The 12,453-nt window shown below is 67.2% G+C and carries 13 protein-coding genes; 11 read left to right on the forward strand and 2 right to left on the reverse strand.

Translation table 11 applies throughout. The features are described 5' to 3' along the window. Positions 1–6: 6 nt before the first annotated feature. Positions 7–765 (forward strand): MIP/aquaporin family protein, encoded by a 759-nt coding sequence (locus tag DEA06_RS07070; RefSeq protein ID WP_116647240.1) that lies wholly within the window; start codon positions 7–9, stop codon positions 763–765. An 11-nt stretch (positions 766–776) separates the two neighbouring features. Continuing rightward, positions 777–2,159 carry an FAD-dependent oxidoreductase gene (locus DEA06_RS07075; RefSeq protein ID WP_116647241.1) on the forward strand — a complete coding sequence of 461 codons (1,383 nt, stop codon included), beginning with the start codon at positions 777–779 and terminating at the stop codon, positions 2,157–2,159. A gap of 44 nt (positions 2,160–2,203) precedes the next feature. Here DEA06_RS07075 and DEA06_RS07080 read toward each other — a convergent pair whose 3' ends face one another. Further along, positions 2,204–2,953: an arsenate reductase ArsC gene (locus DEA06_RS07080; protein WP_116647242.1), complete on the reverse strand. Its 750-nt coding sequence runs from the start codon at positions 2,951–2,953 to the stop codon at positions 2,204–2,206. Between the two features lie 103 nt (positions 2,954–3,056). Here DEA06_RS07080 and DEA06_RS07085 point away from each other — a divergent pair, with 103 nt between their 5' ends. The 3 genes from DEA06_RS07085 (at position 3,057) to DEA06_RS07095 (ending at position 5,216) form a co-directional block, all read left to right on the forward strand. Then, on the forward strand, positions 3,057–3,383 hold the full coding sequence (locus DEA06_RS07085) for a metalloregulator ArsR/SmtB family transcription factor (protein ID WP_116647243.1): 327 nt from the start codon (positions 3,057–3,059) through the stop codon (positions 3,381–3,383). Next, positions 3,380–4,342: an arsenate reductase ArsC gene (locus DEA06_RS07090; protein WP_116647244.1), complete on the forward strand. Its 963-nt coding sequence runs from the start codon at positions 3,380–3,382 to the stop codon at positions 4,340–4,342. The genes DEA06_RS07085 and DEA06_RS07090 overlap by 4 nt, the downstream gene beginning before the upstream one ends. Positions 4,343–4,541: 199 nt before the next feature. Beyond that, entirely contained in the window at positions 4,542–5,216 is a 675-nt protein-coding gene (locus DEA06_RS07095; RefSeq protein ID WP_116647245.1) for an SDR family NAD(P)-dependent oxidoreductase, read from the forward strand. Positions 5,217–5,255: 39 nt separating this feature from the next. Here the strand turns inward: DEA06_RS07095 and DEA06_RS07100 are convergent, their stop codons facing one another. Further along, complete coding sequence (locus DEA06_RS07100) at positions 5,256–5,894, reverse strand: hypothetical protein (protein ID WP_116647246.1); 639 nt, start codon at positions 5,892–5,894, stop codon at positions 5,256–5,258. 212 nt (positions 5,895–6,106) lie between these two features. On the opposite strand from DEA06_RS07100, the gene DEA06_RS07105 reads away from it, so the two are divergent. From DEA06_RS07105 to DEA06_RS07130, 6 genes are all read left to right on the forward strand, one after another. Next, a complete protein-coding gene (locus DEA06_RS07105; RefSeq protein WP_116647304.1) occupies positions 6,107–7,120 on the forward strand; it encodes a DUF1852 domain-containing protein in 1,014 nt (337 codons plus the stop codon). Further along, on the forward strand, positions 7,117–8,139 hold the full coding sequence (locus DEA06_RS07110; protein ID WP_116647247.1) for a methionine synthase: 1,023 nt from the start codon (positions 7,117–7,119) through the stop codon (positions 8,137–8,139). The genes DEA06_RS07105 and DEA06_RS07110 overlap by 4 nt, the downstream gene beginning before the upstream one ends. Before the next feature lie 28 nt (positions 8,140–8,167). Next, complete coding sequence (locus DEA06_RS07115; RefSeq protein WP_116647248.1) at positions 8,168–8,395, forward strand: RNA-binding S4 domain-containing protein; 228 nt, start codon at positions 8,168–8,170, stop codon at positions 8,393–8,395. Between the two features lie 179 nt (positions 8,396–8,574). Further along, positions 8,575–9,843 (forward strand): ammonium transporter, encoded by a 1,269-nt coding sequence (locus DEA06_RS07120; protein ID WP_116647249.1) that lies wholly within the window; start codon positions 8,575–8,577, stop codon positions 9,841–9,843. A 111-nt stretch (positions 9,844–9,954) separates the two neighbouring features. Next, positions 9,955–10,524 carry a hypothetical protein gene (locus DEA06_RS07125; RefSeq protein WP_116647250.1) on the forward strand — a complete coding sequence of 190 codons (570 nt, stop codon included), beginning with the start codon at positions 9,955–9,957 and terminating at the stop codon, positions 10,522–10,524. Positions 10,525–10,665: 141 nt separating this feature from the next. After that, complete coding sequence (locus DEA06_RS07130) at positions 10,666–12,138, forward strand: NAD-dependent succinate-semialdehyde dehydrogenase (RefSeq protein WP_116647251.1); 1,473 nt, start codon at positions 10,666–10,668, stop codon at positions 12,136–12,138. Positions 12,139–12,453: the final 315 nt, after the last annotated feature.

Here is a 12,453-nt window from a genome sequence, read left to right on the forward strand (position 1 = left end):
CGAGCCATGAACATCTCTGACTCCTCCGCCGCGCCGCCGCGCCCACATGTCTTGCGCCGTGCGTCGGCCGAGTTCCTTGGAACAGGTCTGCTGGTCACCGTGGTGGTGGGTTCGGGAATCGCCGCACAGCGGCTCTCCCCGGACGACGTCGGACTGCAGCTACTGGAGAACAGCCTCACCACAGCCCTCGGGCTCGCTGTGCTGATCCTCATGCTCGGGCCGGTTTCCGGTGCGCACTTCAATCCGGTGGTGTCGATCGCAGACTGGCTGCTGGGCCGTCGCGAGGGCACCGGCCTGCCGCTACACGACGTGGCGCCGTATCTCATCGCGCAGATCCTGGGCGGGGTTGGTGGGACGCTGCTCGCAGGCGTCATGTTCGACGTCGCGCCCGCTCTGTCATCGAATGCGCGCGCAACGGGCGGGCATCTTGTCGCAGAGGTGGTCGCTACCGCGGGTCTGGTGCTCTTGATCTTTGCTCTCGCCCGTACGGAGAAGGGCGCGGTCACTGCCGCGGCGGTCGGTGCATATATCGGCGCCGCGTATTGGTTCACCAGCTCGACGTCGTTCGCGAATCCCGCGGTGACGATCGCCCGCATGTTCACCGACACCTTCGCCGGCATCGCCCCCGGATCGGTGGCGCCGTTCATCGTCGCACAACTCCTCGGTGCCGGCGTTGGCCTGGCTCTCCTGCTGGTCTTCTACCCGGCGGCCGCCCGCACAGCGAGCGACGTCCTCGTTCCTCGTCATACCGAAACTCAGCCCTGAAAGGCACAGCCATGCACCTCGTAGCGATCGGCGGAAGCGACGCCGGAATCTCCACCGCACTCCGAGCCCGCGAACTCGACCCGTCTGTCGACGTCACCGTCGTCGTCGCGGACGCCTACCCCAACTTCTCGATCTGCGGCATCCCGTACTACTTCTCGCGGGAGGTGCAGCCGTGGCAGTCCCTCGCCCACCGCACCCATGCCGACCTCGAGGCCACGGGTATGAATCTGCGCCTGAACACTCTCGCCACCGGGATCGACGTAGGGGGTCGCACGCTCACCGTCCGCGACGCCAACGGCGCCGAGTCGACCATCGCGTACGACGAACTCATGGTCGGCACCGGTGCGGGACCGTCGACGGCGGGAATATCCGGCCTCGATGACCTGGGCCCCGAGGACGGCGTGCACCTCCTCCACTCGATGGGCGACACCTTCGCGCTCGAGCGCTATCTGGATGAGCATCAGCCGGAGACGGCGATCATCGTCGGCGCGGGCTATGTCGGGCTGGAAATGGCTGAGGCTCTCACTGTCCGAGGCCTGAAGGTGACCCAACTGCAGCGTGGTCCCGAGGTGCTCTCCACTCTGGACCCGGAGCTGGGGGCTCTTGTCCATGACGAGCTCACCCGCCACGGCGTCGAGGTCATCACCGGAACCCGCGTGGCCGCTGTGTCCCGAGATGGCCGGAGGCTCGCCGTCACGGGCACCCGCGAGGGGGAAGAGTTCTCACGCAGCGCCGAGCTGGTGCTCGTCGTCGTGGGCGTCCGACCGAACACCAGCCTCCTCACCGCCGCCGGTGCGACCACCGGTGCGGGTGGGGCGGTCGTCGTCGACGAGCAGATGCGCACCGGCCTTCCCCACGTGTGGGCAGCCGGAGACGGAGTCATCACGCACCACCGTCTCTTGGGCGTGACGTACCTTCCGCTCGGCACCACGGCGCACAAGCAGGGCCGCGTCGCCGGCGAGAACGCGATCGGCGGTGACACCCGCTTCGCCGGGAGCCTCGGCACACAGGTCGTGAAAGTCTTCGACGTCGTTGCTGCCCGCACCGGGCTACGCGACCACGAGGCGCTGGCGGCCGGATTCGCACCTCGCAGTCACACCGCTGTCGCGGATGACCACAAGCGCTACTACCCCGGCGCGACACCCATCAGCATCCGTATCACCGGCGATGACGGCGACGGGCGCCTGCTCGGGGCGCAGCTCGTCGGTACCCGCGGGGCCGAGATATCCAAGCGTGTCGACACGTACGCGACCGCACTGCACCACAGCATGACTGTCGAGGCGATGAGTGACCTGGACCTCTCCTACACGCCCCCGCTCGGCTCCCCGTGGGACGCAGTGCAGGTTGCGACCCAGGCGTGGTCCCGCTCGGCGAGCACCTCGCCCATGGGGTGACGCCGCGTGCCGGGGTGGTGGGCGTCGTGCCCCCCACCCCGCCCCTATGGGGTGGAAACGGCCGAGTTCGGGCGTCCTCGCTCAACGTGGGTGGGCGCAAGATCGAAGACCAGATCTTCCACGAGAAGCTGAACCTCGTCCCGAAGCGCCCTCACTCCGTCGAGGGAGAGATCGGCGGGGTCCGCCAGGTGCCAGTCGAGGTAGCGGCGGCCCGGGTAGATTGCGCACGCGTCGCCGCATCCCATCGTGACCACCGCGTCGGCGGCCCGGATCACGTCGTCGGTGAGCGGCTTGGGGAACTCCTCCGACACGTCGATTCCCTGTTCGCGCAGAGCGGTGACGACGTTGGGGAGCAGTGCCTCCCCGGGCTGTGAACCTGCGGAACGAACGTGGACCCTGTCGCCCGCATAGTGCCGGGTCAGCGCGGCGGCCATCTGACTGCGGCCCGAGTTCTGGACGCAGACGAACAGGATCTCCGGGACGCGCTTAGCGATCAGCCCCCTGGATTGAGCCAGAGCGGTGAGTCGGTCGCGAGCGAACTTCTCCGCAAGCGACGGCAGGAGCGTCGACACCTTCGCCGTTCGAGCAAGTGCGGCATAGGACTCGAAGACCACGCGTTCGACCGTCTCGCCGCTGACCATGCCAGCAAACTGGCGGGCGAGTTGCTCGGCAGCGCGTGTGAGGACAGCATCCGGTGCGAGAAGGCCCGCTTGACCGCGCCCCTCGTGGATGTTGCGGTGGCCCTCGGATCGCTCTGGAGGACGTTGTGGGGTGGTGGGCGGGTTGTTCGACATTGGACCTCCTTCGCCATCTAAATGATAGATGTTCGTCTATATGTTTCGCTAGGGTGAGCACGGTTTCCATAGATCGTCGTCTATCTCTCCGTAGGATGTCGCTATGCCGTTGTCTGCACCGATGCCCGCCGCCTCGGAGCCGGGGCGCTCGCCGTTGGGCCGGTCTTCCGCGGAGGAATTGGCACGGACGCTCCGCGCGGTCGCTGATCCGACGCGGTTGCAGTTGTTGAGCGTCGTACTCGGTTCTGCTGATGGCCGCGCCACGGTGGGGCAGGTCGCCGAGGCGTTGGGGTTGCGGCAGCCGACGGTGACGCATCACGTGCGCATTCTGGTGGAAGACGAGCTTCTGGTGCGCGAGCGGGAGGGGAAGTACGTGTGGCTGTCGGTGGCCGCTGACCGGCTTGCCGCAATCGAAGATCTGCTGCGATGACGGAGCAGGCCGCGCACCATCGAGTGGGTCGACCGCTGGATGCTGAGGCGGCTGAGAGCCGGGCAGCGCAGGCAGCGGTGCTGGCGGACGTGCTCGCGCTCCGAGCGCTCAGTGCTCTGGCTGCGGGCGCACCAGAGGCAGACTTGCCGGGGTTGTTGCACGTTGAGCAGTCGCAGGTTCGCGCCGCAGTGGGGCGGCTCCGCATGGTGGACATCCTGCATATCGACGGTGACGGCCGCCCGACGCTCACGGCTGAAGCGTGGGTGCGTTTCGGCAGACTCCTGGTCGGCGGCACACCCGCCCTCCCCGCTGTCGCGGACGGCCCGGCAATGGCTGCTCTCCCCGCGGCGATCGAAAGCGTCGCTCGCGATCTTTCCTACCGGTTCAGCTCGACGTTCGGGGCGGAGACTGTGTCGCGATACGTCGCGGATAGCTACAGATTGCTCAGCCGACGCGCGCGCGTTCACTCTCAACTCTCATCGCTCACGGCGCGCTACTCAGCGGATCGCCTCGACGCCCTCGCCTCCGCGCGAGGATTGGTGCTGCGCGGAACCCCAGAGGTCCTCTTCGTCTGTGTGCAGAACGCGGGGCGATCTCAGCTGGCGGCTGCCTACCTGCGTCATCTGGCCGGGCCTGCCGTACATGTCCGGACTGCGGGGTCGGAGCCGGCCGGGGAGGTGGATCCGCGCATAATCGAGACGCTCGCGGAGGTAGGGGTGCCGCTGACGGACGAGTATCCCAAACCACTCACGGACGAGGTTGTGCAGGCCGCGGACTACATCATCACGATGAGCTGCGGAGAGGCGTGCCCGGTGTACCCGGGGCGCCGTTACATGGACTGGGATCTGGCCGATCCCCTCTCGCTCGATGACGCTGGGCTGCGCGGTGTGAGAGACCGCGTGCGCGAGCTCGTCGAAGATCTTCTCGACGAGATGCGTGTGAACCCCGTCGCGTCTTGAGGCGGTAGCCAATCCCGCGGATCGTTTCGATGCCGACCGTGCCCTCGCACGATCCATCAGGGTGCGACGGACGGCCGTGTCCAGCCGGCCCGATCTCTCTCTTGCGGAGCGCTCTTCTGGGATTCGGGCACCATCCGTGGTCGAATGTCACCGGAGCGTGCTCACGGGTCGAGTATCGAAGCATCGAGAAGGGTTGATCATGGCAACGATCGCGATCGTCGGAGCAGGTCCTGGTCTGGGTGCGGCCGTCGCCCGCCGGTTCGGTCGGGAGGGCCACGCGATCGCACTGATCGCGCGCGATGCCGCGAAGCTCGACGACCTGGCCGCGCAGCTGCGGAGCGAGGGCTTCGAAGCGCGGGGCTACGCGGCGAGCGTGCTGGATGCTGACGCCCTCGAGAACGCGTTGGCGAGCGCGGCCGCCGATCTCGGCCCCATCTCGGTGCTGCAGTACAGCCCGCTGCCCTCGCGCACATACCTCGAGCCCGTGCTCGATCTCACGCCCGAGCTGGCCATCGAGGCGCTGCGCTTCTCAGCCATCGGCCTCATCCATGCGGTGCGGGCCGTGCTGCCCGCGATGCGCGAGGCGCGCGCCGGCAGCATCATCCTCATCAACGGCGGAACCTCGGTCAAGGCTCGTGCCGGTTTCTCCGGAACGTCCGTGGCGTTCCCCGCCGAGAGCGCCTACGGCGAGATGCTGCACGACGCGCTCGCCGACGAGGGCATCGGCGTCTCGCAGCTGGTCATCCCCGGTGCCATCCCGAAGCTGAACCTCGACAACGGCATCGACGACGTCGCCGAACGCATCTGGGAGCTCCACACCACGCCGGGTGATTTCAGGACGATGCTGATCCCCCTCGAGGACGGCCGAGAATAGCGGTTCCGCGCGTGGGCTGACGCGCGGTCGAATGATCGGTCAGCCTCCCGGGCCGCCCGGATCGATCGGAGCCCCGTCGCCGTTCTCGGGGAGGTCTCCGCGCTCCACGGGTGTGGAAGGAACCTCGGGGGCATCCGAGAAGAGGAGGTCGAGTTCGGCCTCCGACGGCACGTGCACGGCCCTCGCGGCCGCCCGCAGGTCGGCGGGCGGCGCCTCGTTCATCCCGGCGACCCAGATCGATGCGCCGTCTCGGGCGGCGACGTACTCGTCCACGCCGCCCGCCGCTCGGTGCCAGATATCGCCCTCCTCCTCTGCGCACGTCACGGGCGCACCGGGTGTCTCCCACAGCGGCGTCTCGGCGCAGGTCGCGGCGTTGAGCTCCGTGCGATCCGTTCGGATGGTGATCATCGACCCGGTGGCCTGGGCGAACCATGTCGCCGACATCCCGTCGATCGCGCCCGGGCCGACGGACTGCGGTGCCAGGTCGTAGCCGTCCACCTCGGTCGTGTAAACGAGGTCCGCCGCGATGCCGACCGCGCTGGCGCGCTCAGCGATCACTTCGGCGGCCGCCGCGTCGGCATCCGGTGCCGCCGACGCGCATCCGCCCAACGTGACGGCGAGCGCGACTCCGGCCGCGTGGATCGTGACGGTCGATCGCGACGAACGATGTCGGGGCATGGCAGCATCCTCGCCCATGATGCGCGGTTCTATCCAGCGATGACGCGACGCGCGGCGACGTCGCCGATCGCGGCGGATTCGTGGCGGTCGGGATCGGGTCGAGCAGTCGCGTAGGCGCCGACCCGACGTGGCCCGGTGGCGGAGCAAGACCGCGTGACGGATGTTTACGACTCGGATTGCGGGTGCGAGACCGACTGGTGAGGATCGGAACCGTGCGTCTCATCTCTCCGTACTCTCCCGCTTTCTCCGTCGAGCGCACCCGCTTCGACGTGGACTACCGACCCTCGGGCAATACCCGGATCACGACGAACTTCGCCAACCTCGCTCGGGGCGAGTCCCGCGAGCAGAACCTTCGAAATGCGTTGCGGATGATCGACAACCGTTTCAATGAGCTGGCCCACTGGGACAACGAAGACGGGGATCGGTATTCGCTCGACCTCGACATCGTGTCCGTGGAAGTGGATCTCGACGAGCACGGCGCAGGCGATGGTTTCCCCATCATCGAGATCCTGCAGACGACGATCGTCGACAGGGTTGCGGGCGCGCGTATCCCGGGTGTCGTGGGCAACAACTTCTCCTCGTACGTACGCGACTACGACTTCAGCGTCGTCCTCCCGGCACACAACGAGGGGCGTTCCGACCTCGTCGTGCCGGCGGGTTTCGGGGAGTTGCACGGCACTCTCTTCCAGAGCTTCCTGCGCTCCGATGTGTACGCGCAGCACTTCTCGAAGCGACCGGTCATCTGTCTGAGCGTCTCGAGCGAGAAGACCTACCATCGCACCGACAACCGCCATCCCGTGTTGGGCGTCGAATATCGCCAGGACGAGTTCTCGTTGACCGATGAGTACTTCGCGAAGATGGGCATGCAGGTGCGGTACTTCATGCCGGCGGGGAGCGTCGCACCGCTGGCCTTCTACTTCATCGGTGATCTGCTGAGCGACTACACCAACCTCGAGTTGATCTCGACGATCAGCACGATGGAGACCTTCCAGAAGATCTACAGACCGGAGATCTACAACGCCAATTCGGTCGCGGGCAAGAGGTATCGACCGAGCCTGAGCACCGCGGACTACTCCACGACCCGGATCGTCTACGACAGGGTGGACAGGAGCCGGCTCGCCGTGGAGCAGGGGAGGTTCGCCGAGGAGAGGTTCATCGAGCCCCATCGGGAGGTTCTGGAGGAATGGTCCTCCCGCTTCCGCGAGCAGCAGGGAGGGCAGTCATGACGAACCTGCTCCCCACATCGACTGCCGGGAGCCTGCCCAAGCCGTCATGGCTCGCCCAGCCCGAGACCCTCTGGTCCGAATGGAAGCTGCGCGACGACGAGTTGGCGGAGGGCAAGCGCGACGCTCTGCGTTTGTCGTTGTCGGATCAACGAGCGGCAGGCATCGACATCGTGAGCGATGGCGAGCAGACGCGGCAGCACTTCGTCACCACCTTCATCGAGCACCTCGGCGGCGTGGATTTCGAGCAACGTGAGACCGTCCGGATCCGCAATCGCTATGACGCGTCGGTTCCCACGGTCGTCGGGGCGGTGAGCCGCGAGAAGCCGGTGTTCGTGGACGACGCCCGCTTCCTGCGCTCGCAGACCGATCAGCCCATCAAGTGGGCCCTGCCCGGCCCCATGACGATGATCGACACCCTCTACGACGCGCACTACGGCAGTCGGGAGAAGCTGGCGTGGGAGTTCGCGACCATCCTCAACCAGGAGGCCAGGGAGCTGGAGGCGGCCGGCGTCGACATCATCCAGTTCGACGAGCCCTCCTTCAACGTCTTCTTCGACGAGGTGAAGGACTGGGGCGTCGCCGTGCTGGAGCGGGCCGTCGAGGGCCTCACCTGCGAGACCGCCGTCCATATCTGCTACGGGTACGGGATCACGGCGAACACCGACTGGAAGAAGACCCTGGGATCGGAATGGCGCCAGTACGAGGAGACCTTCCCCCAGCTCCGGGGGTCGAGCATCGACATCGTCTCGTTGGAGTGCCACAACTCCCACGTCCCCATGGATCTCTTGGAGCTCATTCGTGGAAAGAAGGTCATGGTCGGGGCCATCGACGTGGCCACCGATGCCGTCGAGACGCCCGAGGCCGTCGCCGACACCCTGCGGAGTGCACTGCGGTTCGTCGATGCGGACAAGCTCTACCCCTCCACCAACTGCGGCATGGCGCCGCTGCGCCGGAGCGTCGCTCGCGCCAAGCTGGTCGCGTTGGGAGCCGGCGCCGAGATCGTCCGACGAGAGGTCTAACTCTCGCTCGGTTGGCTACCATTCGGGGATGGCATCTTCTGGTCCCGTCGACGACGTATCGATCGGCGGTGACGGCATCCGTCTCGGGCAGTTCCTGAAGTTCGCGGGTCTTCTCGACTCCGGGGGTGACGTGAAAGAAGCCATCATCGATGGCTACGTGGCCGTGAACGGCGAGGTCGACCGCCGTCGGGGCCGTCAGCTGCAGCTCGGCGACATCGTCACCTTCCAGGGGCGCGGCGTCCGCGTCTGCCCGTGAGCGCCGCACCATGGCGCCCTCGCGCGCGTCGTAGGCGGCCGCCCGCGTCACGCAGTGTTTACATGAGCGGTGCATGACGCAACATCCCCGAAACAGGGGATGTGGGGGATGGAAACGGTGATTCGTCACTCTGTGTAGACCCGACGCACTTCTTGCGTCCCCGCAGAGAGGTCCTCGAGATGGATCAAGGCAATACCGCATTCATTCTCATCGCAGCGGCGCTGGTGCTGTTGATGACACCCGGGCTCGCGTTCTTCTACGGCGGCCTCGTGAAGGCCAAGAGCGTGATCAGCATGATGATGCTGAGTTTCGGCGCCATGGGTCTGATCGGCGTCCTCTGGGTGCTCTACGGCTACGCGATCGCGTTCCCGGGCGCTGAGGGAACCGTCGCGCCCTGGGCGATCGACTGGTCGGCCGTCGGACTCACGAGCCTCCTCGAAACGCCTGAAGGAGCGGCGTACCCGCCGCTGGCGTTCGTCGCCTTCCAAGCCACCTTCGCCATCATCACCGTCGCGCTGGTCTCCGGCGCGATCGCCGACCGGGCCAAGTTCGGGTCGTGGATGATCTTCGCCGGCATCTGGGCGACGGTCGTCTACTTCCCGGTCGCCAGCTGGGTCTTCAACTTCGGCCTCGCCGAGGAGGGTGGCTTCGCGTACGGCGGATGGATCACCCACGGTCTGCAGGAGTGGATCGGCGTCGGTGCGATCGACTTCGCCGGCGGAACGGCTGTGCACATCAACGCCGGAGCGGCGGCCCTCGCCCTCGCGCTGGTGCTGGGCAAGCGCGTCGGATTCCAGAAGGGCGTCCACGTCCCCCACAACCCGCCCTTCGTGCTGCTCGGCGCGGGCCTCCTGTGGTTCGGCTGGTTCGGTTTCAACGCGGGCTCCGAGCTCGCCGCCGACGGCACCGCGGCACTCGCCTTCGTCAACACGATCGCGGCCCCCGCGGCAGCCCTGCTCGCCTGGCTCGTCGTCGAGAAGATCAAGGACGGCAAGCCCACGTCGGTCGGCGCTGCATCCGGTGCGGTCGCCGGTCTCGTCGCGATCACCCCGGCCTGCGGTTCGCTCACCCCCGTGTGGGCCATCGTGCTCGGCCTCATCGCCGGTGCCGTCTGCGCCCTCGCGATCGAGCTGAAGTTCAAGCTCGGCTTCGACGACTCGCTCGACGTGGTGGGCATCCACCTCGTCGGCGGCATGATCGGAACCCTGTACCTCGGCTTCTTCGCCATCGACACCGGCCTGTTCATGGGCGGCGACGGAACGCAGCTGCTGGCACAGGCGATCGCGGCCTTCGCGGTGCTGATCTACTCGTTCGTCCTCGCCTACATCATCGGCTTCGCCATCGAGAAGACGATCGGCTTCCGCGTCAAGAACGAAGACGAGATCGCGGGCATCGACACCGTCGTCCACGGCGAAGAGGGCTACGTTCTCGCCGACGGCAGGGCCTGATACACACACGCACGACAACGGTGCACCGGGTGGCTTCGGCCGCCCGGTGCACCGGTCGTCGGTGGGCGCGACGGGCGTCCGCCTCCCCTGCGACTTCAGAGGATCGACCCCGTGGACGTTCTCTCCTTCCTCCGGTTGCCTCCGCAGCATCTGAGTGACGGCATCGGCACCCTGCGCGACATCTGGACCGACGGCGGCTCCGGAGCGAGCCTGCGCTGGCTGCTGCGCCTCGTCGAGCTGCGGAGCCCTCACGGGAAGATCTATGCGCCGGCCGGCACAGAGCAGCTGATCGTCGGCATCTCGGGTCCGCAGGTGCGGATCGGAGCCGGTCGGGGCGTGCCCCTGCGTCGCGACAGGGCGCTGGCACAGGACGCCGCCCTGATCGAGATGCATCGGCCGGTCGACCGGCCGGGTGGCACGAGCCGCTTGCTCGTGCTGGCCTTCGATCCGCGTGTCGTCTCGGCCAGCGCCACGTTCGACGATCTCGACGGAGACCGCGCCGTCGAGATCGGCACCGAAGCGATCGTGGTTCTGAAGGGACACGTGGAGCACGACGGCAAGCGTCTCGATCCGCAGTCGGTGTCGATCCTGCGCGCCCCGGTCTCCGATGCTCTGCACGCCCAGGGCGCCCGCATCCTCGCCCTGAAGTTCACAGACGTGCGGGAGACCGTGCGGGGCTGACGTGCGAGCGGATCATCGCTCATTTCGACGCAGTGGCGATCCACGATCGCTGCGTGTACGCGATGTCCATCGTCGGTCGGCGGGTCTCTGGCGAGAATGGCGGGGAGTCACTGTCGCCCGCGTTCCAACCGAAGGAGTCCCGTGTCAGACAACAGAGAGTCCGAGCTGCTGGCATCCGTTCCCGACGGGCTCTTCATCGCCGGGGAGTGGCGCACCGCCGAAGGCGGCAAGACGCTCGATGTCGTGGACCCCTCGACCGGCGCCGTCATCCGAACGATCGCCGACGCGTCGATAGCCGACGGCGAAGCAGCGATGGATGCTGCGGTCGCAGCTTTCCCCACGTGGGCCGCCACCCCCGCGCGCGAGCGCGGCGAGATCCTGCGTCGCGCGTTCGATCTGCTTCAGGCGCGCAAGGAGGACGTCGCGCTCCTGATGACACTGGAGATGGGCAAGCCTCTCGCCGAGGCGCGAGGCGAAGTGGTCTACGGCGGTGAGTTCCTGCGCTGGTTCAGCGAGGAGGCGCCGCGTATCCAGGGGCGCTACGGGCCCAACCCCGAGGGCACCGGACGGATGATCGTGTCGCAGCATCCGGTCGGCCCCTGCTTCCTCATCACCCCCTGGAACTTCCCGCTCGCCATGGCCACGCGGAAGATCGCACCGGCCCTCGCCGCCGGGTGCACGGTCGTGATCAAGCCGGCCGAGCTGACCCCGTTGACCACCCTGCTGTTCGTTCGCCTGCTGGAGGAGGCGGGTCTGCCCGCGGGGGTCGTCAACGTGATCACGACCTCGACGTCCGGAGCGGTGTCGGAGCCCATCATTCGCGACCCCCGCCTCCGGAAACTCTCGTTCACGGGTTCGACGCCGGTGGGACGCAAGCTCCTGGAGCAGGCGTCGGCGGGCGTGCTGCGGACGTCGATGGAGCTCGGCGGCAACGCACCCTTCGTCGTGTTCGACGACGCGGATCTCGACAAAGCCGTCGACGGGGCGATGGCCGCGAAGTTCCGCAACATCGGGCAGGCCTGCACGGCGGCGAACCGCTTCATCGTGCACCGCTCGCTCGCCGGGGAGTTCGCGCGGCGGGTTACCGAGCGTGTGGAGCAGTTCCGCATCGGTCGCGGGACCGAGGACGGCGTGACGATCGGTCCGCTCATCGACCAGCGGGCGGTCGACAAGGCATCCGCGCTGGTGGGCGACGCCCTGGAGAGAGGCGCGACCCTGAACACCGGTGGCTCCGCGATCGCGGGATCCGGCACGTTCTACGAACCCACGGTGCTGAGCGACGTCAGGGCGGGGAGCGACATCCTGCGCGAGGAGATCTTCGGACCCGTCCTCGCGATCGTCCCGTTCGACGACGAGGACGAGGCCGTGCGGTTGGCCAACGACACCGAGTACGGACTGGTGTCGTACGTGTACACCGGGAGCCTCGCCCGAGGTCAGCGAATGATCGAGAAGTTGGAGACCGGGATGATGGGCCTGAACGTGGGCGTCGTCTCGAACGCGGCGGCGCCGTTCGGCGGGTGGAAGCAGTCGGGGCTTGGCCGAGAGGGGGGCGCGGAGGGCATCCACGAGTACCTCCAGACCAAGTACACGCTGACCCCGAACCCCTCGGCCTGAGGCGCGACACGCCCGGGACGCACCGTGATTGGACGAGTGCGGGATCCCGCCTTAGAGTTATATCTGTTCGCCCCAAAGGGTTGAGCGGAGAGGCCGACAGGCCCCGCCCCCTCAAGTGGACGAACATCCCGATCTGGTCAGGCTCTTGAGCGTGACCGACCGCAAGGTCTATGATCAGGAGCCCGGTCACTCCGACCGAGTCAACCAACACTCTTCTCGCTTCGGCGGCTGAGACGCGGATTTGACAGTCGGTGTGGGTGGGATAAGGTAGTGAAGTTGCCCTGCGGGCGAGGCTGATGAGGCTGAGTTGCAGGT

It is taken from the genome of Microbacterium sp. Gd 4-13, assembly GCF_003095395.1.
In the GTDB taxonomy this organism is placed as follows: Bacteria; Actinomycetota; Actinomycetes; order Actinomycetales; family Microbacteriaceae; genus Microbacterium.

Bases quoted from the DNA above. Each gene is read 5' to 3' on its own strand.
- DEA06_RS07070 (WP_116647240.1), top strand. From the start codon at position 7: ATGAACATCTCTGACTCCTCCGCCGCGCCGCCGCGCCCACATGTCTTG.
- DEA06_RS07075 (WP_116647241.1), top strand. From the start codon at position 777: ATGCACCTCGTAGCGATCGGCGGAAGCGACGCCGGAATCTCCACCGCA.
- DEA06_RS07080 (WP_116647242.1), bottom strand. From the start codon at position 2,953: ATGTCGAACAACCCGCCCACCACCCCACAACGTCCTCCAGAGCGATCC.
- DEA06_RS07085 (WP_116647243.1), top strand. From the start codon at position 3,057: ATGCCGTTGTCTGCACCGATGCCCGCCGCCTCGGAGCCGGGGCGCTCG.
- DEA06_RS07090 (WP_116647244.1), top strand. From the start codon at position 3,380: ATGACGGAGCAGGCCGCGCACCATCGAGTGGGTCGACCGCTGGATGCT.
- DEA06_RS07095 (WP_116647245.1), top strand. From the start codon at position 4,542: ATGGCAACGATCGCGATCGTCGGAGCAGGTCCTGGTCTGGGTGCGGCC.
- DEA06_RS07100 (WP_116647246.1), bottom strand. From the start codon at position 5,894: ATGCCCCGACATCGTTCGTCGCGATCGACCGTCACGATCCACGCGGCC.
- DEA06_RS07110 (WP_116647247.1), top strand. From the start codon at position 7,117: ATGACGAACCTGCTCCCCACATCGACTGCCGGGAGCCTGCCCAAGCCG.
- DEA06_RS07115 (WP_116647248.1), top strand. From the start codon at position 8,168: ATGGCATCTTCTGGTCCCGTCGACGACGTATCGATCGGCGGTGACGGC.
- DEA06_RS07120 (WP_116647249.1), top strand. From the start codon at position 8,575: ATGGATCAAGGCAATACCGCATTCATTCTCATCGCAGCGGCGCTGGTG.